Here is a 21,035-nt window from a genome sequence, read left to right on the forward strand (position 1 = left end):
AAAAAAAAGTAAGTGAACGGCAGCGCCAGCCGAAACAGCAGCGGGAACGGCGAGCGGTAAAGAATCAACATCACCGTGCCGCATGCAATTCCGCCGCACACCCAGTGAAGGCCCGTGTATGTAACCCCCATGCCGTTCAGCAAGTTGATCAGCAGGTGCCACAAGCCTGGCGAGCCTTCGTAATGAATGTAGGTTCCGAACAGAGACCGGAGGCTGAGGCTGCTCCCCAACTCCCAGCTTTGCGCCTCGTCCGCCCACGGCTCGTGTCGAGGAATGATGAAGACAAGCAGCCCGGCATACGCGGTCAGTGCCATCGCAAGCAGGCCATGTTCCCACGATCGCGGAATACGAGGCAGGCGCTCTCCCAGCCAGAGAATTGGGGTTCGTAGCATCGTGTGCGGGTCTGCGCTCATTTTAGTCGGGGTACCCTCCCCAGCATTGGCGCGAAAAGCCTGGAACTGGTCATCCTTTCCGGACTAGATGGAGTTGGACCGTTGTGACTCGCAGGCGTGCACCACCGACCGAACCATCGTGTGTAGATCGGACGTCAGGGGCTGCCAGCCAAGGATGCGCTGCGCCCGAGTGATCTCCGCGACCACACAAGCAGGATCCGCGTTCCGCGCAGCCTTCCTGATATACGCGGGCTTTCGGCCGGTCTGTGCCGCGACCGCCTGCACGATGTCAAACACGGACGTACCGCGGCCGGATCCAATGTTGATCACCTCACCGCCACCGCCGTCGCTCACATACTGCAGCGCCAATTGATTGGCGCGAGCAACGTCGTCGACGTTCACATAGTCTCGTACTGCTGTTCCATCTTCTGTAGGCAAATCTGTGCCAAACACGTTGAGCGGGGGCCCGCCTGTGAGAGATGCGTACACGGCGCGCGGCAGAATCCGGGTGGAGGAGGCACATCGCTCTCCCAGGCCCTCGGCAGCCCCAGCGACATTGAAATAACGCAGCGCCACGAAGCGGAAATCGCGGGCCCGTGCAAACCAGTGCAACATCTTCTCAGCTACCCACTTCGATTCACCATAGGGACTGCATGGGGCAGGTGCCTCGTCCTCTTGTGCCAACTGACTATTCCCATACACCGCACAGCTGGATGCGAAAACAACCTGCTTTACGCCTTCGGCTGCCATGGCTTCGAGCAGCGCAAGAGTTGCGCTCACATTATTCGAGAAGTATGCGAGTGGCGCTGCCATCGATTCGGCTGCATGCGCACTGGCGGCGAGGTGAAGCACTGCCGTAACGGAGTGCTCGCGGAGAACAGTCCGCACAAGCGGAGTGTCTTCCACCCGTCCCTCTACCAGGGTTCCCCAGCGTGTATGGTCGCGCTGTCCGCTTCTAAGGTCGTCAAGCAAAATACAGTCAATCCCCGACCCGCTGAGCCGACGGGCAGTATGACTGCCGATATACCCCGCCCCTCCCGTGATCAAGACGCGCGTCAAGGTAATGACTCCCGGAACAGAGCCCTGCTGTTTCGGGCTGATATCTTGGGCCAGCTTCGCTACGATGTTCTGGATGAGCCCGCTCAGTATAACAATCGCGAAGGAAATCGCTTGAGAAGCGCACCTCTTGTCTCAGTGATACTTCCAGTTTGGAACGGAGAGAAATTCCTGTCCCAGACCATCCGTTCTGCGCTCTCCCAGACCTACCCTTTCCTTGAAATCGTCGCTGTCGATGACGGGTCGAGCGATCGTACGTCGAAAATCTTGGCGCACGCTTCCGCCGCCGACTCCCGGTTGCGGGTATTCCACCAGCCCAATCAGGGTGTCGCACGAGCACGCAACCGCGCGATAGCGGAGGCCCGCGGAGAGTTCATCGCGCCGCTCGATGCGGATGACCTCTGGCTGCCGATGAAAATCGCGCGACAGGTGGACCGGTTGCGCACAGCGGGTGAAAGAGCCGGTTTCGTCTACTGCTGGTGGGTGTGGATGGATGAGCAAGGACTCGTACTCGACCGCTCCCCCAGATGGGCAGTCGAAGGCGACTGCTTCGAGACACTACTCAGGATGAACGTGACCGGCAACGCAAGCGCGCCGCTGTTCCGCAAGCGGTGCATCGAAGAAGCCGGGGGATACGACGAACAGGCGGCCGCGGCGGATGCCGGCGGATGCGAAGACTGGGCCTTGGCGCTGCGCATCGCGCACCGCCATAGCTTCGCAGTGGTTCCGGAGATACTGCTAGGCTATCGTCGCAGCGTAGGTAGCATGAGCAGTGCGCGGCAAAAGATGTGGCGCTCGCACAAGCGAGTCGTCGCCATGGCCACGCAGCTTCGGCCACGACTGGCGGCTCGTAGCGTGCGGCTGGCACATCAGCAGTTCGCGCTCTATCTTGCGGGTTCCGCCTATTGGGCCGGGGACTGGATCGGAGCGATAGGATGGGCTCTCCGCGCGGGTCCCCGCCTGCTGCTTCTGGTCGCGCCCTCAATCGTCCGGATGCTGGGACGACGTCGGAGGCGCTACGAGCGGACCCAGGTCTCTCCAGGACAACCGCTGCAACAGCCTCTCATCGCTGAACCATTGCTGCCCTATGATCGGCTCCTGACGCTTGATGCAGGAGCATGTTCTTGACTGACACCCTCAACGACACACAGACGATTCCTCATGATGGCGGATCGAGCGGCGCGCTTGTGTCACAGCAGGAACTGGTCAGTGTCGTCATCCCCGCCTACAACGCAGCAGCAACGCTCGATCGGACACTGCGCAGTGTGCGCGGGCAGACCCATCGAAATCTCGAGATTGTGGTGGTGGATGATGGCTCAACCGACGGCACCGCTGCACTGGTGCGCACCCATGCGGATCGCGATGGCCGTGTCCGCCTGCTGACACAACCCAACTCCGGTGTTGCCGCTGCGCGCAACCTTGGCTGGAAGAGCGCGCGCTCCGACCTCATCGCATTCCTCGATGCTGACGATCTCTGGGCGCCCACCAAGGTTGAGCGTCAGGTAGCAATGACGCGAGTACACGGCCCGGAGCTAGGACTCGTGTACACGTGGTTCGACGTGATCGATGAGAATGACTGCCGCCGGTATCGCGTAGGCGATCGCAGTATCACCGGATGGGTGCTGAAAGAAACGATGCTCGGTAACTTCGTCGGTCACGGTAGCTCACCACTGGTTCGCCGGGAAGCGCTCGAGTATGCAGGAGGCTTCGACTCAGATCTACGCAACGCGGGTGTCCATGGATGCGAAGACTGGTTGCTCTATTTCCGCATCGCCACCCGGTACACATTTGCATTTGTCCCGGACTATCTGACCGGCTACCGTGTCGTCCCCTGCCGGATGTCAAGCGATCGCGTTCGCATGCTTCGATCGCTGCGTATGGTTGGGCAAGAGATGCTTGAGCGTTATCCAGAGCATCATGCCAGCATCGAGACCGGAATCCGCCGTTACCTACGCTTCTTGATCGGGGAGGCCCTTGCCTTTCGTGATTACTCTCAGGTGTGGCCACTCATCCACGCCTGCGCGGAAGATCATCCGCTCCAATATGTGTTCGCACCCGCCATGGTCTTTCTGGTGAAGGTAGGCTTCCACCTTCGCCGATTGCTCCGGTTGGTTTTCCGTGGACCATTCCCCCTGATCGGCACATCGTTTCTGGTCGCTCCTCCTGTCGAACTGCCGGGGAAGACTGGCGGATGCTAGTCGCTTCAGCTCGGAGACATTGAGCCGCCTTCTCACGGCCGAGCTTTTACATCGCGCCGCAGAGTTGACTTCCCATTTCACCAGACTTACCCTGACTCCTCTGGTGCTCGGGAAGCGCGGTGCAAATCCGCCACTACCCCGTAACTGTAAGCGCTGAGGATGCGAGTCTGGACAAAGTCCGGCCACTGGGAGCGTCGCTCCTGGGAAGGCCACTCGAATCCGCCGAGGCGTAAGTCAGGAGACCGGCCAGAGCCTGATCCCTGGCTTCATTCAGCTTCGATGGGAGAGCTGGAGAGCATCTGTGTTCGCCGGCTCCTCGTGAAGAGCCGCATTCCATAGATGACTGGCCGTCGTGTTTCGTCCCGCCGCGTGAGGTCCGCCGCGATGCCAAAAGCTGCGCAGAAAAGTGTCACGCTGCTCCTCGGAGGGGCGCGCAGCGGAAAGAGCCGTCATGCGCTCGAACTTGCTGCCTCGCATGAGCGGGTGGTCTTCATCGCCACGGCGCTGGCGTCAGACGGCGAGATGGCCGACAAGATCCTCCGGCACCAGCAGGAACGGCCGCCCGAGTGGAAGACTGTCGAAGTGTCGACCGAGCTCGCGCAGGCGCTTCTCGCGCAAAGCGCGCAGACCGACGTGATTATCGTGGACTGCCTGACGCTGTTCGCCTCGAGCCTGCTTGACCGCTCCTTCAGCATGAGCGAAAGCAATGGAAAGGATGCCGGCCGCGTTTGGCTGGATGAGCGGATCACAGAGCTCTGCAACGCGCTTGAAGAGACTAGCGCCGCAGTCGTGCTGGTCACCAATGAAGTGGGCAGTGGCATCGTTCCGGCCTTTCCTGCTGGGCGACTCTTTCGCGACGTCCTCGGTCAGTTGAACCAGCGCGTCGCGGCCGTCGCAGATACCGTGCTGCTGATGGTTGCGGGCCTGCCGCTGACGGTAAAAAGCCCGCACATGGAGTCGCGGAGCTGATGGACAACGCCTTGCGGAACTCCGAGCCGCTGAGTCTGTTTGCACTTGAACAGTGCGTCGACGTGCAGCCCTGCTCGCACCACCGGCTCGCGCAGGCGCAGTTACATCTCGACCAACTTACGAAGCCGATAGGCAGCCTGGGACGTCTTGAATCCATGGCTGCGCAGTTGTTTTGTATCTACGACGGCGCCCTACCCGCTGCGCTCCAGATGTCGGCGTGGGTCTTCGCTGCCGACCACGGCGTGACAGAAGAAGGCGTGAGCGCTTATCCGCGGGATGTGACCGCGCAGATGGTGCATAATTTCCTGGCCGGTGGAGCGGCGATTCATGTTCTGTGCCACTTACATCGGGTTCCGCTTACGGTGGTGGACGTTGGGGTAGACGGCGCCTTCGCACCCGATCCGCGGCTGGTCAGGGCGAAGCTTCGTGCGGGTTCGCGCAACTTCGCACGCGAGCCGGCAATGAGCCATGACGAGTTGCGCGTGGCTGTCGAACTGGGTGCTCGGCTCGCGCGCGAGGCCAGCCGGCGTGGCGATCACGTCGTCGCAGTAGGTGAGATGGGCATAGGAAACACCACCTCGGCGGCAGCACTCACCGCCGGATTGCTGCGGCGTCCGGTTGCGGATGTGGTCGGCCGCGGAACTGGACTCGATGATGCGGGCCTAGCGCGGAAGCGGTCGGTCGTGGAGCGAGCACTGCAACTGCACTTTGCAAACGCAGCGGTCACGCCGACTGATCTGCTGCGCTGCGTCGGGGGACTCGAGATAGCTGCGGTGGTCGGTTTCATCCTCAGCGCTGCCGAATGCCGAATGGCAGTCGTGATCGACGGCTTCATCGCCACTGCAGCCGCGGCGTTGGCGGTTGCAAGCGTGCCCACCACACGCGACTTTCTCTTCGCGGGGCACCGCTCCGAAGAGCCAGGGCATACGCATTTGCTAGAGTACCTCCGGCTCGAACCGATTCTCGGGTTGCAGATGCGGCTGGGCGAAGCGACGGGCGCGGTGCTTGCGTTGCCGATCCTGTCATCGGCGGCGCACCTATTCACCAGCATGGCGACGTTCGCATCCGCAGGCGTGAGCAGCGCGCTGTGATCCGGCGCAGCTACGCTGATCTGTGTGCCGCAGTACAGTTCCTGACACGCCTGCCGGTACCGTCTTACGCGTTTGACGACGGCACAATGGGCCGGGCGACGGCGTGGTTTCCGCTGGTTGGCCTACTGGTAGGTGCGCTCGCAGCAGCACTCGCATTTGCACTGCGTTCGCATCTGCCACCGCTAATGGCGGCCTCGCTGCTGGTCCTATTGCTCATTCTGCTCACCGGTGGTCTGCACGATGACGCGCTGGGCGATGCTGCGGATGGCTTCGGCGGCGGTCGCACGCCGGAGCGCATCCTCGACATATTCAAAGACAGCCGGGTCGGCAGCTTCGGGGCGATCGCCATCTGCCTGTCGCTCGTCATGCGAATCGTGCTGCTCTCTGCATTGCCGCAGGAGCGTTTCGCTGTCTGGCTGATTGCCGCCCAAGTGCTCTCCCGCTGGACGGCATTGCCGCTGGGTCTTGCGCTTCCGGCAGCACGTCCACACACAGGACAGGGCGCGCGCGTAGCGGGACAGGTCTCCTCGGCCTCCTTCGTCCTGGGCACGGCCATCGCCCTTGCGATTGTGCTGCCGCTCATGCGAGCAAGCTCATGGCGCCCAGCCATGGCCGCGGTGGTTGTGATGCTGCTCAGCGGTGCTTACTACTGGCGCCGGTTACGCGGTGTGACCGGCGACTGCTTCGGAGCGACCCAGCAGCTCACCGAGATCGCCATCTACCTCTGCGGAGTGTGGCGGTGATGCGTCTGATCCTCGTTCGCCACGCAGAGACTGCGATCCGCGGCCGCTACTGCGGTCATCTGGATCCGGAGCTCAATCAGCAGGGACGTGAGCAGCTTGCCGCGATCGCGATTCGGCTCACTGCGTTTTCGGGTGCCCGCATTCTCTCGAGTGACCTGCGTCGCGCGCAGCAGACCGCGGCCGCGATTGCGGAGCACCTGGGAACTCCATTTGAGCTTTGGCCTGCGCTACGTGAAATGTGGTTCGGTCGTTGGGAAGGGCTGACCTGGGATGAAGTGGAGCAACAGTTCCCGGCTGATGCCCGGGCGTGGCTCGAGGAGAGTGCGACAACGGCTCCCACTGGTGGTGAAAGTGCGGCCGCATTCCACCGAAGAGTAGGAGCCGCGCTCGACGAGATTCGTCGATCAGCAACAAAGGACACCATTCTCGTCACCCACGCAGGTGTGATCCGCTCCGTCCTGGTGCAGGCCGGCGGGGTGGGCGACGAAGAAGCGTGGAGCCAGACGGCTGAGTACGGCGCCGTCATTCCTATGCTTCTGCCACACGAAACCGCGCCTCAATTGTCTTTTCGCAAACGGGCTAGAGTGGTTGGGGAGGAAACACGATGAGTATCGCGACCAAGCAGGGCGATGGCGGACAGACATCGCTGACCGGCGGCACCCGAGTTTCGAAAGCAGACCTGCGTGTTGAGTCTTACGGCACAGTGGACGAGTTGAACTCGACCCTCGGATTTGCGCGCAGCCTGTGCACCAGCAAGCAAGTGCATGACTGGACGCACGATATTCAGAAGACGCTGTTCCGCGTTGGGTCCGCACTGGCCATGCCGATGGAGGCTCGCCGGAAGTCCTCCCCTCTTTCGGCGGAGGACGTTGAAACTTTGACGACTCTCGTGCACGAGATCGAAGGCCGGCCAGGAATTCTGTCAGACTGGTCGCTGCCGGGCGCGTATCCGCAATCCGCGGCGTATGAGGTGGCGCGCACCGTCTGCCGTCGCGCGGAACGCCACATTGTTCGGCTGATGGAGAGTGGTGAGGAGGTCGACCCGCAGGTGCTTCCGTATATCAATCGCCTCTCCGATCTGATCTGGCTCTTTGGGCGCCTCCTCGAACTGGAGGCCGGCATTGATTCCAGCCTGCGCGACCAAGGGCACTCGGGCGCGCGCTGGTCTCGCGCATGGTAGAGGAAGGCCCCGCTGGCTTCTCGGCTGAGGAACGAGCGGCAGTCCACCGGGCCATCCGCGAGCGTCGCGATGTACGCCGTGGCTTTCTGCCCGGGCCGCTTCCAGAGGAGCAGTTGAAACTCCTGCTTGCGGCCGCGCACCACGGACCTTCCGTGGGCCTGATGCAGCCGTGGCGCTTCATCGTCATCCGCAGTGAGCCAATGCGCAGAGAGGTGCATCACCTCTTCGAACGCGCAAACATGGCAGCGGCGATAGGCTACACGGGCGAACGCCGCGAACTTTACAGCGACCTGAAGCTGGAAGGGCTGCGCGAGGCGCCACAACACCTTTGCGTGGTCTGCGACACCGCAACCAGCGCTGGGCATGGGCTTGGACGTCAAACCATGCCACAGACGACGATCTACTCGGCTGTGTGCGCCATTCAGAATCTCTGGCTCGCTGCACGGGCTGAGGGTGTCGGCGTCGGCTGGGTCAGCATTCTTGACCCGGATGCACTGAAGCAGCTGCTTCGTGTCCCGCCCCATGCAGAATTGATTGCCTATCTCTGCATCGGCTACGTCGACGCCTTCGCGAGCTCGCCGGATCTGGAACAGCGCGGATGGGAGCGTCGCATTCCACTCGGCGATGTGCTGCGCTCCGAGCACTACGATCAGCCCTATGAGACTTCAGAGCCTCGGTCCCCTGAGTGAGTACAGGACTGGATGTAAGACTCTCGCCGCCGGTTTGACGCGATCGAGTAGCACGCTTCGGTGCGGCGTACACTGAGTTGTCCAGCGGTGATTCAACGCCGCTGCCTGAGCCGCATGCGAGCACTCTACACAATCGCGACCTGGCTGATGGCGTCGCTCCTCGTCTTTGTCACATGCGCGTCCGTGCGCTGCGATGTCGCGTGTGGCCTCAGCTCCGGCCATCTCGCCTGTGCAGCAGAGCAGCCATCTCGTACCGCGTGTCACGGCAGCCGTGCAAGCAGCAGCAAGACGGCCGGGATGGTACATGGGCTAAAAGCATCGAGCGCCTGCTCGCACGTTCCATGCAGACACGCCGCCCTGCGCGACACGGCCATCCACCCCAGGCTCACCGTGCATTCGCCATTCATTGCCGTCGAGCGGACACTGAAGCTTCATGAGCAGGTGCAAGCGCGCATCCAAGGCTCGCCGCCACGGGCAAGCTCCTGCCCTTCGCTCGCCGAGCGAAGTACTGCGTTGCGCATCTAGCGACATCTTCATGAGCGAAGGCGGGCAGAGGAGTCCCCTCGCCCTCAATCGACATAGCTGCGCCCGCTCTACGGGCTCGCACACAGGAGATGCATCGTGGCAAATCGCCGGAGTTTTCTGCAGCAAGCGCTGGGGCTTGGCGCCGGATTGCTTGCTTCCCAACGCATTACCGCCGAAGAGGCGCGTGGCCTCACGTCAGCCCAGCAGTTGAATCGCGATCGCCACCGCCAGCCGGGTCCCTCGTTCAACGTCCCCGTCCAGACGCCCGATGTTGGCGATCTGCCCCACACGATTGAGAATGGCGTCAAGGTGTTTCATCTGATCGCCGAGCCAGTACGCCGGCAGATCTCACCCTGGAAGTGGGTCGATTGCTGGGGCTACAACGGTAGCGCGCCTGGTCCAACCATCCAGGCGAACCAGGGCGATCACGTTCGCATCATCCTCGACAATCATCTGCCCGAGTCGACGACGATGCACTGGCACGGCTTCGAAGATCCGCTGCCCATGGATGGCATGCCATACGTCAGCCAGAAGCCGATCCCGCCTGGCGGTCGCTTCGTTTACGACTTCGAGTTCCACCAGAACGGCACCTACTTCTACCATTCGCACGGCGCGATGCAGGAGATGATGGGCATGGTCGGCCTCTTCATTCTGCATCCCCGTGAGCCGCATGCGCCGCATGTCGATCACGACTTCGGGCTGGTACTGCAGGAATGGGCGCTGCTGCCGAACCAGAGCGTGCCCAACACAGCCAATATGGAGTTCAACTGGCTGACCTTCAACGGCAAATCTGCGCCGAGCACCACGCCGCTGCTAGTCCGCCAAAACAGCCGCGTACGCATCCGCATTGCGAACATCGGCATGGATCACCATCCGATCCATCTGCACGGGCACACGTTCCAGGTAACTGGCACGGAAGGTGGCCGCATTCCCGAGTCAGCATGGTGGCCGGGCAACACGGTTCTGGTTGGTGTGGCGCAGGCTCGCGATATCGAATTCGTCGCCAACAATCTTGGCGACTGGATGCTGCACTGCCATCTGCCGCACCACATGATGAACAACATGATGGACCTGATGGGCGATCGCATGATCACGACGTCCGACGAGACAGACAAGCGCGCATTGATGCAAATGCAGACGCTCGCTGATACGGTCGGCTTCGAGCACGTCCATCACGCCCCTATTACGGAAGATGCGAACGCAGTGAAGGGCTTCCCCCAGGATGCCTTCATGGACATGGGGATGGATCAAGCGAAGACCGTCGCCAAGCCCGAGAACACGGGGCTGGCGCCGAACTGGAGTTCCATGATGATGGGCATGATGGCGCTGGTCCGCGTGCTGCCGCCTGATCGCTACGACCAGATCATGGAACTTGTGTCCAAAGGCGAGGTTCTGCCCGCAGCCCATCCTGGCACGCACCATCACCCCGGCGCATAGCCGCGCCTGCGACCGGAGTTCATCGATGTTCTTTTCTCGTACTCTTGCCTGTTACGTTTTTCTGACTGCTCCGTTATTGCTCGCTTCACACGCGCAGCAGCCGGAAGCACCCGACGCGCATCAGCATGCGCCCGCACACCCGTCCATGGATCCGAACATGCAGATGGGTCCGCAGATGCAGATGGATCCAAATATGCCCGGGATGAACCACCCGCAAGCTGCACCAGCGGGTCCGGCGCACCAGCACGACTCTCGACCGATTACGGAGCCGACCATTCCGCCGGTCGGTTACGGCGAGCCGGCGATGCACATGCACATGCAGGACATCCCTCACGTGCAACCGAGGCTGCCCGTGATTGGCCGGTCGAAGCACCCGGAAAGCAGCGTTGTGTACCAGCTCGACGACCTTGAGCAGCGCGCGCTCAAGCACAATCCAACACTGGCGCAGGCGCAGCGCTCCATCGAAGAACACCGCGGCATACGCCGCCAGGTGGGACTCAACCCGAACCCGATTGTTGGTTACTACGGCGATGAAATCCGCGGAGGTTCCTTCCGCTCCGGCAAGCAGGGCTTCTTTATCGACCAGCCGGTGATCCTCGGGGGCAAGTTGGGCCTGAACCGCAGGATTGAAGACGCCTCCATCGAACAGGTGCAGGCCGCGGCGGAGGCGCAGCGCTATCGCGTGGTCAACGACACACGGCAGGCGTACTACAGCGTGCTGACGGAGCAGGAGCTCGTCAACATCAAACAGGATCTACTCACGATCGCGCACCAGACCATGGAGTATACGCACGAGCTCGGCAACACCGGGCAGGCGGACGAGAGCGAGATCCTGCAGGTGGAGACTGCAGAAGAGCAGATGAGGCTTGCGGTCGACGTCGAAAAGAACCGGCTCACTCGCGCATGGGTCCGTCTGTCGAGCGTGGTGGGCGACTCCCACCTGCCCATTGGTGCGGTCGCTGGCGATCTTGAAGATCTGCCGCACGACACGGATGACGACAAGCTGCTCAGCGATCTACTGGCGCACAGCCCGGAGGTGCAGTTCGCACAGGCCGAGGTAGCCAAAGCCGAAGCGATGCTGAAACGCGCCCAGCGGGATAACTTTCCCGATCTGTCTGCCAAAGGGGGCCTGGCGCAGAACAATGAGCCGCTCTCGACGCCGCAGAGTCGTGTGGGATTGGTCGGTTATGCCGAAATCGGAGTGCAGTTGCATCTGTTCGATCGCAACCAGGGCAACATCGATGCCGATCGCGCCGGTGTTTCCCGCGCCGAGGAGGAGCTGCAGCGCATCGAGCTCAGCCTGCGCGATCGATTCGCTGCTTCCGCGGATACATACAAAAACGCAAAACTGATCGCGTTGCGCTACCGTGAGCAGATCCTGCCCCGTACCCAGCGAGCGTATGTGCTCATGACACGTCAGTACGGCATGATGGATGCGTCCTATGCACGCGTGCTAAACCTGCAACGCGAAATGTATACGGCCGAGGTCGATTACCTGGAGGCGCTCGGGTCAGCACATCGAGCATCTGTTGTGCTGCAGGGCTTTCTCTATACGGGTGGCACACTATCTTCTGCACATGCCGACGCTGGAAGTGGATCGGTGGAGCAGGATCCGATACGGTCATCGACCACGGGCAGGATGCCATCCGACCTGAACGCGCCAAATGCACAGCAATCCATCTTCAATAACGGACTCGAGCCATAAACGGCGACCGAGGCGCTGCGCAAAGCAACAGCCACTCTCGGTCAGGCCGCGGGTCCGTTCGCAATTCGATGGACCCAGCACAATCAGTCCCCTCTTCGAAATGAGCGGCAGCGCCGGGTATACTGAGCGCGTTGCGCCCCCGTCGTTCCAGTCGCGTTGCCGTCGTTCTTGTCGCCATCTGTTCCATCGGGATCGCCATGCGGTCCGCCGAGCCGAACAGCTCGGCGCCGATGACCACTCCCGAGCGACTGGCCTCATCGGCCTGGTGGCCCACTCGCCCCGCATCCTCCCACGCCGGGTACGCCGGGACTCAAGCCTGTGCCGACTGCCACGGCGACATCGTGGAATCGCAAAGGCACAGCCAGATGGCGCAGACCTTGCTGCCAGCGTCGGCGTCTTCGGTTCTCGCCCAGCACCCGCAAGCAACATACAAATCCGGTCCCTACACCTACGCGCTCGCGCATGATGGAGCGCAGTGGATCATGCGTGTCAGTGATGGGCACGAAAGCCGTTCAGCGGCGCTCCGCTGGGCCTTCGGTTCTGGCCAAGTTGGCCAAAGCTATCTGTGGCAGGATGCCGATGGCAGCTTCCGCGAGTCCCGCTTCAACTACTTCGCCAGCACTCATGGTTTTGCAGCCACACCCGGGCGCCTGCACGGACCACCGGCATCGCTCAATATGGCAGTCGGACGCACGGTTCAGCCATTTGAAGCACGCACCTGCTTTGCCTGCCACACTACGTTCCTCACCTCGACGCCGGCTCTAGATATATCTCACATTGAACCGGGCGTCAGTTGCGAAGCCTGCCATGGACCGGGAGCCAAGCACGTGGAGCAGCGGCGAGCGAATCCTGAGGCCGGTCCCATCCCGGACACATCCATCGCGAATCCTGCCCATCTCACACCAGTGCAGGCGGTGGACTACTGCGGCGCCTGCCACAGCACATCCTGGGATGTGCGTCTGATGGGTGCCACAGGACTGCAGACCGTGCGCTTCCCTGCCTACCGGCTGGAGAAGAGCCGCTGCTGGGGAACAAGCGGCGACTCCCGTGCCACCTGCTTTGCCTGCCACGATCCGCACGCGCCGCTTGAACGCAAGCCCGCCGCATACGATGCCGCCTGCCTGCGCTGTCATCTGGGCAGCAAGACCCAGGCCGCCGATGCGAGCCATCCCGGGGCAGCCTGTCCGATGGCGACCAGCAAATGCGTCACTTGCCACATGCAGAAATACGAGCTGCCGGAGATGCACGCCAACTTCACCGATCACTGGATCCGGGTCGTGCGCCCCGGAGCACCGGTACCGGATTGAGATCTCGCATGCGCCGTTCTGCATTCTCATTTGGCGTGCTGCTTGGGACGGTGCTCGTCTCTTTGGCCGCACCTCCGTGCTTTGCACAGGAAGCGAATGCAGGCGATGAACTTCAGCAACTCATCGCGGCAGAGAAGACTGCCGTCGACTCCGGGGACCCTGCTCAGATCCTGGCATCGGGCTCCCAGCTCGGCATCACGGCGCTCAACCTGCTCGGGCGTCTCTACACCGGCCAGCAGCAGTGCGGGGCCGCCGCTGACACATTCGCTCATGCCTTCCAGCTCAGCGATGCTGCAGCATCCAGCCCTGCGCACCTCCAGATCGGTGTGGCACTGGTCGGCGCCGCGGCATGCGCTGGACGAGCAGCAGTCGTCGAGTCAACGTCAGCAAGTCTGCTGCAGTCGCAGGGCGACACCGCGCAGATGCACCTGCTGCTGGCCAATGCTCATCACACTGCCGACGATCTGCCGGGAACCATCGCTGAACTCAACCGAGCCGTAGCGCTCGATCCACAGTCCTCGCCAGCTCATCTGGCTCTCGGAAATGCTTATTGGGAGTTGAATGAGTACCAGTACAACGCCGAGACATTGCGCGAATTCGAGGCGGCGCAGCGGCTCGCGCCGGACGATCCTTACAGCAACCAGTTGCTCGGCGCGGTGCTCTCGCAATACGAGCGTTACAGCGATGCCGCCACCTATCTGGAGCGAGCTGTGGCTGAGGATGCATCTTCACCGGACTCACTGCTGCAGCTGGGAATGAACGCCTACGCCGAGAACCAGCCACAGGAGGCCTACCGGTTTTTGCAGAAGGCTGTCGTGCTCACAGGTGAGGACGTGGCTCGCGGTGGATACCAGATTCGGCGCGCCTACGTGGTGCTCAGCCGGCTCGCTGCTCAGCGCGGCAACCAAGACGAAGCGCAGAAATTTTCAGAGCAGGAGAGCGCCATTCACGCGCAGATGGTGCGCAGTGGAGCGGCAACCCAGTTGAGTGAGAGCACGGCCACTGTGGTGCAGACCCGGCCAGATGCGCACGCGCCCAAAGAGACATCGGCCGCCGTCGAGCCCAGGCTGGAGCAGACCCTTCGCGTCATCATTGCCAGCAGCCTTAACGATGCGGGCACCGTGTTAGCCCGTCAGCATGACTACGCAGGTGCGATGCCGTTCTTCCGTGCCGCCGCCTGGTCGAAGCCAGACCAGTCACCGGTCATGCGCAACCTTGGCCTCGCCGCGTTTCATTCCGGCGCATTCGCCGAAGCGGCGGCGGCGCTCGCCGTTGCGGTCGATCAGAACCCCGATGACGCGCTCGCCCGAGACGATCTGCAGCAGGCGCGAACGCAACTCCAGCAAAAGCAGCCGTGAGTCGGGCAAGCTAAGAAGCCTACCGTTCCTCAAGCCGATCAGGTATACATAAAGCCGCCCACACCATGTTGCAGACTTCCTCCCTCCGCCGTATGGCTGCCCTTGTTCTGCTTGCCTCTCTGACGGAGAGCGGGGCCTTGGCCCAGGCGCACAGTGCGCCGACTCCACCACGCACGGGACGCTCACAGGTCTGCAGCAGCCGGCCGGTCCCGCAGCTCACGGACGTGACGAAGAAGGCCGGGATCGCCTTCACTCACCTCTCCGCCCCGGAGAAGAAATACATCCTCGAGTCGATGAGCGGCGGCGTGATCGTCATCGACTACGACCGCGACGGCTGGCCCGACCTCTACTTCACCAATGCGCCCACAGTCGCGATGAGTCTCCACGGAGAGAAGGCCAAGGGCGCGCTTTATCACAACAACCACGATGGCACCTTCACTAACGTGGCAGCGAAGGCCGGCATCGAGACGCCATGCTTCGCGATGGGCGGGGCCGTCGGCGACTATGACAACGACGGCTGGCCCGATCTCTACGTGACCTGCATCGGCGGCAACGTGCTCTATCACAACAATGGCGACGGAACGTTCACCGACGTGACCTCAAAGGCCGGCGTGGCTGATGGGCGCTGGTCGACCGGGGCTGCGTTTGGAGACTACGACGGGGACGGGAGGGTCGACCTCGCGGTCAGCAACTACGTCGACTTCAAGCTCAATGACCTGCCCGGCTTCGGCAAGAGTCCGACCTGCCGGTACCGCGGCATCGATGTGCAATGCGGGCCACGTGGGCTCCGCGGCGCTGGGGACTCGCTGTTTCACAACAATGGAGACGGTACCTTCACTGACGTTTCAAAGGCCACGGGCACTGACGATAAGACCGGCTACTACGGTCTCGGGGTGATCTGGTCCGACTTCAGTGGAACCGGTCGTCCCAGCTACTATGTCGCCGATGACTCTACGCCCAACTACCTCTATCGCAACGAGGGCGGGGGCAAGCTATCCGAAGAAGGTCTCGAATCGGGAACGGCGGTCAGTGGTGACGGCTCCGAGCAGGGCTCGATGGGCGTAGCGGTCGGGGACTATGACCACAGCGGCCGCTTTTCCATCTACGTCACCAATTTCGCGGACGAGTTCAACACGCTCTATCGCAACGATGGCAAGGACAGCTTCACCGATGTGTCCTATGACGCAGGGGTAGCGCTACCCTCCCTTCCCTACGTGAAATGGGGTGCCCTGTTCACGGACATCGACAACGATGGCTGGCTGGACCTGCTCTCCGTGAACGGCCACGTCTACCCGCAGGTGGACAGCCTGCCTTCGGGGGCCCGCTACCGGGAGCCCGCGAACCTCTTCCTGAATAGCCATAACGGGACGTTCTGCGATGCCAGCGCTCAGGCAGGCCCCGTGCTGACCCAGCCCCATGTCGGCCGCGGTCTGGCCGCGCTCGACTACGACAACGACGGCACCATGGATTACGTCGTCGAAAATTTGGACGGTGAAGCCGAACTGCTCCACAACCCGGCTATCCCGGGGAATCATTGGGTAGCTTTCGAGCTCGCCGGAAGCAAGAGCAACCGCCTGGCGCTCGGCGCGAAAGTGACTGTGCGGGCCGGCGGGATGACGCAGACGGATGAGGTCCGTAGCGGTGGCAGCTACTTATCGCAGAACGACCTGCGCGTCCATTTCGGGCTAGGCAAGATATCTCACGTCGACGCGGTCGAGATACGCTGGCCCTCGGGCCAGACGGAGCCGCTCAAGGGGGTTGAGGCCGATCACTTCTACTCCGTGCTCGAGGGCTCCGGAGTGGTCCCCCCTGAGCGGATTCGCCCCACTCCCAAGTAGCCCTTCCCGCCGCAAAGACGGCCATCTGCGGGCGTACAGCCTGTTCTGCGAGCTACTCGCCCGCCTTCCGACTGACCCGTTCGGCGAGTCTGGGCGATGAAACACTCGATGATGCCTTCCGGGCGAATTACCGCCAGAAAAAGGATTGACTCAGACGTTTACCCCCTTGCAATATGGTGCGTCCTGAAAGTTGGGCTTCTAAGTCCACCATATGGTTGATCCGGGATTTTGAGGATCAGCAGATCCAAGTTCCCTCGAGGAACGGGACAACGTAACAAAGCTTTTCGGAGGCAGAATGAAGCAACTGCACAAACCTATCCTGATGATCTCGATGCTGCCATTCCTTTGTGGAGTGGCGGTAGCGCAGAGAACAGCAGGAAGCATTACCGGTCAGGCAACCGACGCGTCCGGCGCGGCGGTTCCCAACGCGACCATAACCCTCATCAGCCCAAGCACCGGCACCAACCGCACAGTTCAGGCAGACAAGAGCGGTATCTTCAACTTCGACGATGTTCAGGTCGGCACATACGAACTGGATGCCAGCGCCCCTTCGTTTCAGAAGAGCGTGACAAAAAAATGTCGTCGTGAACGTGGCGACGGCAACCCGCAACGATGTGCACTTCCAGACAGGCAGCGTTTCGGAGACGATGACCGTCACCGCCGATGCCGTCCAGGTGCAGACCGACAGTGGCTCGCTGGGCACGCTGGTCGACGGTACGCAGGTGAAAGAGCTGCCGCTGAACGGCCGCAGCTTCGTCGAGCTGACCCAGCTCGGACCCGGCGTCTCCGGTGCGAACAACTTCGACAGCAAGAACAAGGGCCTGCAGGGTGGCGTCGACTTCTCCGTGAACGGCAACCCGACGACGAACAACCTGTTCTTGGTCGACGGCGCAAATGATAATGACGTAGGCTCGAACCGCACCATCCTGATCTACCCGTCGATCGAGTCGATCGCCGAGTTCAAGATGCTGACCAACAGCTACGGACCGGAGTACGGGCAGGCCTCTGGCGCGGTGATCAGCATTGCAACGCGAAGCGGCACCAACCAGTTCCACGGAACGGCTTTCTACAGCGGCCGCAACGACGCTCTGGCCAGCTATACCTACTTCAGCCGGCCGAACGCAGGGCAGGGGAAGCCGCACGACGGCAAGGACAAGCTGCGTCGTAATGACTTCGGCTACTCCATTGGTGGTCCGATCAAGCGGGATAAGCTGTTCTTTTTCTTCAACGAGGAATGGAACAAGGAAATCCGCGGCTTCACGCAGAATGCTTGCGTTGCAAGCGCCGCCGAGATCGCCGGCGACTTCAGCAATCCAACCTGCTACACGGACAAGCCCGACTTCGGTGGGGGCAGCCACGTCTTGAGTGCTGTCGACCCCGCTGGCGTTCTGCTCGCGAAGTACTATCCGCTTCCGAATAAGCAGGCAGCACAGGGCCAAAACAACTGGTCGCAGTCACTTCCCTCGTCGCTGAACTGGCGGCAGGAGAACGTACGCGTGGACTACAACCTCACCCCGCGCAACGTTCTGATGGGCCGGTACGTACAGGACACCTGGACCAACCCCTCCTACAATGGCAACCAGTACTGGGGCGACACGCCATTCCCGGAGATCAACTCGAGCTGGGCACAGCCCTCTAAGCAGATCATCGGCCGTGTGACCAGCACGATTTCGAACACGCTGGTCAACGATGCTGAGTTTGCCTACTCCAACAACCGAATCAACATCTCGCCCGGCGGTTCGGATCCGGCCCTGATTGGCCAGTTGAATGCCGCCATTCCGAGCCTCTACCCCAACAGTCTCAAGAACAACAAGAGTGGCAGCATTCCGACCGTGTGGGGCGGACTTGGTAACTACGGCAACGGCCAGAGCATCTGGACGATCGCACCGTGGAACAACAAGCTGGACATCTACACCGTGCGCGACGATGTTTCCAAGGCGCTCGGCAATCACACCATCAAGGTCGGCTTATTTCTGGGCTGGAACGCCAAGGACGAGGACACCAGCACTGCCTCCTCCGAGCATCCGAACTTCACGGCCTCCGGTGTGGACAAGAATAACGGTGGCATCGATACCGGCAATCCGCTGGCGAACGTTCTCATTCCAGGCAATCGGTACCTGCTGGGTGAGCCGTCCACCAACGTCCGTGCTCAGCTCCGCTGGCGTGATCGTGAGTTCTACGCGAGCGATGCCTGGAAGATCCGCCCCCGCCTGACCCTGAACTACGGCGCGCGCTGGTCCTTCCTGCCCCCGACCTACCAGCCGAACGGGCTGGAGACGAACTTTGTGCCCAGCCTGTATGACCCGACCAAGCCGTCTTCCGACGCTTGCAACGGTCTGTGGGTCGTTCCCGGCAAGCACCCCTGCCAGGATGCGAACGCCAAGTTCGGCACCAGCTTCAGCAGCGGTGTATCAGGTCCGAACAAGTACCTGGTTCACACCAACAATCACATGATCGCCCCGCGCGTGGGTCTTGCCTACGACGTGTTCGGCAATGGTAAGACTGCCGTCCGCGTCGGCTACGGCATGTTCTATCAGCGTGAACGCGTCTCCCGGTACACGCTGGTCGCAAACGCTCCATTCGCGGTCAACGCCAGCAACATTTCACGCGCGTTGGGCGGTCCTACCCCAGCTTCGCTGGGTGCGGGCAGCGCATCACCGGCTGGCGGCTACGATCCGTCGAACACGGTTCCGATGTCGATGCAGTGGAACCTGACGCTCGAACAGGAAGTAGCGAAGAACAGTGTTCTCCAGATCAGCTATGTCGGAAATCGCGGTGAACATCTGACCTCGAGCTACGACATCAATGGCGTCACTCAGGCGAACTGGGCGGCAGCGACGTTCGATATCAACAAGACGAGCAACACCAACACCTATCGTCCATATTCGAACTTCGGCTCGCTGGCTTACTGGACACACGGCGGCGATTCCTACTACAACGCTCTGCAGACGCTGTTCCGGACTCAGGTCGGACAGTTTCGCATGCAGGCCGCTTACACCTGGTCCCACGCTATCGCTGACATCGTCACCGACGATTCCGGCGGCGGTACTGGTTCGCAGAGCTTCACGGTGGGCGGTAACCCACGGCTGGATCGCGGCAATGCAGCCACCAACCGGCCGAACATCTTCGTGGCTAATGGCACCTATTTCCTCCCCTCGCTGAGCGGCAGAAACATGCTGACCCGCGAGACACTGGGTGGGTGGGAGCTGAGCGGCATCACCACGGCAGATTCCGGCAACTCGATCACGGTCTACCAGGGCGGCGTCGGTGAGAACGGTAGCAACCTCGGAACCGATCCAACCACTGGGCTGAAGTATAAGAGTCTCTTCACCGGTGCCCTGTTCCAGACTGGACTCAACAATCCGCAGCGTCCGTTGCTGGTTCCAGGAGTAAGCTGCACCAGTGGAGCAAAGGGGGCTCAGATCTTCAACCCCGCGGCCTTCACGCTGGTCGGCTATCACCTGGGTACCTACGAACCGGGCACTGCTCCTCGCGGCGCCTGCCATGGGCCAAAGCTGATCAACACCGACTTGTCGATCGACAAAAACTGGAAAGTACTGCACGAGAGAGCGACGATCCAGTTCCGGTTCGACGCATTCGACCTGTTGAACCATGCCAACTTCCGCGGCGACCAGATCAACACCACTCTGGCCAGCAACATCAACTGCGGTCCAGCGATCGGCTTCGATCAGAAAAACAATCACAACCTGTACGCTGCCTGCTCTGCAGCGAACAGCGTCGTCTCGACCGAAAGCAAGCAGGGTTCCTTCGGCCAGGCAACGGGTCTGGTTGGCAACGCACAACGGCAGTTCCAGTACGGTCTGCACATCCAGTTCTAAGCGCAGACTCTCCACCCAGCGAGGCAGAGCCGATGGCTCTGCCTCGCTGCTTTTTACGGCTGTTTTTGCTTCAATTCGGGCAACACGCTGTGGCACCATCGAGAGGTGCGGTTTGCATCTTCTCTCCTCTACCGGCTGCCCTGCGCCGCGCTCCTGCTCTGCACCCTCCCGGCTTCGCCTCAGGCTTCCACACGAGCTCCGCAACCTCCTGCACGGCCGATCCATCCATCGACCACGGCCTTTCGAGAGCAGCGGCTGGTGGGTGACCTCGACCGTCTGATTCGGGCTCAATCAGCGGCAGTCGCTGCTGGGGATCCCGCCGCGGTCGTGGTTGCGTCCAGCGATCTGAACGCCCAGATCCTCGGCCTCCTCGCACAATTTGAACTCGCACAGGGCCATCGGCAGGACGCTATCGACTTGTATCGTGAGTCCCTCGAACTCGCTCCTTCCACCACGCGACGGCTGGAATTTGCTTCCGCCCTCCTGCGTTCCGGAGACGCCACCGCTGCTCTGACAGAAACCGATGCGATCGTCGCGAATGAGCCGGAAAACGCGATCGCCTGGATGACGCGCGGCAGTGCCCTGAAAGACCTGAACCGTGAGCGCGATGCCGTCACCGCCTTCACGCGCGCCGTTGAGCTCCGCCCGGATCCGGGCATCGCGTTCAAGCTCGGCTCGACCTACCTTGCCCTCCACGAGAAGAAAAAA

16 protein-coding genes, 2 pseudogenes and 1 riboswitch are annotated in these 21,035 nt (G+C 61.6%); of the genes and pseudogenes, 16 read left to right on the forward strand and 2 right to left on the reverse strand.

Annotated features, from left to right (window positions below):
• Together AC5IJH_RS17065 and galE are read right to left on the reverse strand one after the other, a co-directional pair.
• Nucleotides 1–314, reverse strand: a pseudogene (locus tag AC5IJH_RS17065) (ABC transporter permease); the annotation flags it as partial.
• A gap of 162 nt (nucleotides 315–476) precedes the next feature.
• Entirely contained in the window at nucleotides 477–1,439 is a 963-nt protein-coding gene (galE, locus tag AC5IJH_RS17070) for a UDP-glucose 4-epimerase GalE (protein WP_491904048.1), read from the reverse strand.
• On the opposite strand from galE, the gene AC5IJH_RS17075 reads away from it, so the two are divergent.
• From AC5IJH_RS17075 to AC5IJH_RS17150, 16 genes and pseudogenes are all read left to right on the forward strand, one after another.
• Entirely contained in the window at nucleotides 1,329–2,576 is a 1,248-nt protein-coding gene (locus AC5IJH_RS17075; RefSeq protein WP_491904033.1) for a glycosyltransferase family 2 protein, read from the forward strand. The two genes, galE and AC5IJH_RS17075, sit on opposite strands and share 111 nt — an antisense overlap.
• On the forward strand, nucleotides 2,573–3,646 hold the full coding sequence (locus AC5IJH_RS17080; protein ID WP_491904034.1) for a glycosyltransferase family 2 protein: 1,074 nt from the start codon (nucleotides 2,573–2,575) through the stop codon (nucleotides 3,644–3,646). The genes AC5IJH_RS17075 and AC5IJH_RS17080 overlap by 4 nt, the downstream gene beginning before the upstream one ends.
• Before the next feature lie 84 nt (nucleotides 3,647–3,730).
• A riboswitch (cobalamin riboswitch) is annotated at nucleotides 3,731–3,911 on the forward strand.
• Nucleotides 3,912–4,030: 119 nt separating this feature from the next.
• A complete protein-coding gene (gene cobU / locus AC5IJH_RS17085) occupies nucleotides 4,031–4,615 on the forward strand; it encodes a bifunctional adenosylcobinamide kinase/adenosylcobinamide-phosphate guanylyltransferase (protein WP_491904035.1) in 585 nt (194 codons plus the stop codon).
• Complete coding sequence (gene cobT, locus AC5IJH_RS17090) at nucleotides 4,615–5,706, forward strand: nicotinate-nucleotide--dimethylbenzimidazole phosphoribosyltransferase (RefSeq protein WP_491904036.1); 1,092 nt, start codon at nucleotides 4,615–4,617, stop codon at nucleotides 5,704–5,706. The genes cobU and cobT overlap by 1 nt, the downstream gene beginning before the upstream one ends.
• The gene (cobS, locus tag AC5IJH_RS17095) at nucleotides 5,703–6,449 is read left to right on the forward strand and encodes an adenosylcobinamide-GDP ribazoletransferase (protein WP_491904037.1); all 747 of its coding nucleotides are present in this window, start codon (nucleotides 5,703–5,705) and stop codon (nucleotides 6,447–6,449) included. The genes cobT and cobS overlap by 4 nt, the downstream gene beginning before the upstream one ends.
• A complete protein-coding gene (locus AC5IJH_RS17100) occupies nucleotides 6,449–7,057 on the forward strand; it encodes a histidine phosphatase family protein (RefSeq protein ID WP_491904038.1) in 609 nt (202 codons plus the stop codon). Before cobS ends, AC5IJH_RS17100 begins: the two co-directional genes overlap by 1 nt.
• The gene (locus tag AC5IJH_RS17105; protein ID WP_491904039.1) at nucleotides 7,054–7,629 is read left to right on the forward strand and encodes a cob(I)yrinic acid a,c-diamide adenosyltransferase; all 576 of its coding nucleotides are present in this window, start codon (nucleotides 7,054–7,056) and stop codon (nucleotides 7,627–7,629) included. The genes AC5IJH_RS17100 and AC5IJH_RS17105 overlap by 4 nt, the downstream gene beginning before the upstream one ends.
• Complete coding sequence (gene bluB, locus AC5IJH_RS17110) at nucleotides 7,623–8,318, forward strand: 5,6-dimethylbenzimidazole synthase (protein ID WP_491904040.1); 696 nt, start codon at nucleotides 7,623–7,625, stop codon at nucleotides 8,316–8,318. Before AC5IJH_RS17105 ends, bluB begins: the two co-directional genes overlap by 7 nt.
• Nucleotides 8,319–8,939: 621 nt before the next feature.
• A complete protein-coding gene (locus AC5IJH_RS17115) occupies nucleotides 8,940–10,280 on the forward strand; it encodes a multicopper oxidase family protein (protein ID WP_491904041.1) in 1,341 nt (446 codons plus the stop codon).
• A gap of 157 nt (nucleotides 10,281–10,437) precedes the next feature.
• The gene (locus AC5IJH_RS17120) at nucleotides 10,438–11,985 is read left to right on the forward strand and encodes a TolC family protein (protein WP_491904042.1); all 1,548 of its coding nucleotides are present in this window, start codon (nucleotides 10,438–10,440) and stop codon (nucleotides 11,983–11,985) included.
• Nucleotides 11,986–12,116: 131 nt separating this feature from the next.
• A complete protein-coding gene (locus AC5IJH_RS17125) occupies nucleotides 12,117–13,292 on the forward strand; it encodes a multiheme c-type cytochrome (protein ID WP_491904043.1) in 1,176 nt (391 codons plus the stop codon).
• Nucleotides 13,293–13,300: 8 nt separating this feature from the next.
• Nucleotides 13,301–14,650, forward strand: a complete 1,350-nt coding sequence (locus tag AC5IJH_RS17130) for a tetratricopeptide repeat protein (RefSeq protein WP_491904044.1) — start codon at nucleotides 13,301–13,303, stop codon at nucleotides 14,648–14,650.
• A gap of 92 nt (nucleotides 14,651–14,742) precedes the next feature.
• Nucleotides 14,743–16,488, forward strand: a complete 1,746-nt coding sequence (locus AC5IJH_RS17135) for a CRTAC1 family protein (RefSeq protein WP_491904045.1) — start codon at nucleotides 14,743–14,745, stop codon at nucleotides 16,486–16,488.
• Nucleotides 16,489–16,819: 331 nt separating this feature from the next.
• Nucleotides 16,820–17,023 (forward strand): annotated as a pseudogene (locus AC5IJH_RS17140) (carboxypeptidase-like regulatory domain-containing protein); the annotation flags it as partial.
• Nucleotides 17,024–17,078: 55 nt separating this feature from the next.
• Nucleotides 17,079–20,327, forward strand: coding sequence for an outer membrane beta-barrel protein (locus AC5IJH_RS17145; protein ID WP_491904046.1), 3,249 nt, complete (start codon nucleotides 17,079–17,081; stop codon nucleotides 20,325–20,327).
• A 258-nt stretch (nucleotides 20,328–20,585) separates the two neighbouring features.
• The coding region (locus AC5IJH_RS17150; protein ID WP_491904047.1) for a tetratricopeptide repeat protein at nucleotides 20,586–21,035 on the forward strand (450 nt) is incomplete at its 3' end.

The organism is Candidatus Dedyshia acidiphila (assembly GCF_051025295.1).
Classification (GTDB): Bacteria; Acidobacteriota; Terriglobia; order Terriglobales; family Acidobacteriaceae; genus KBS-83.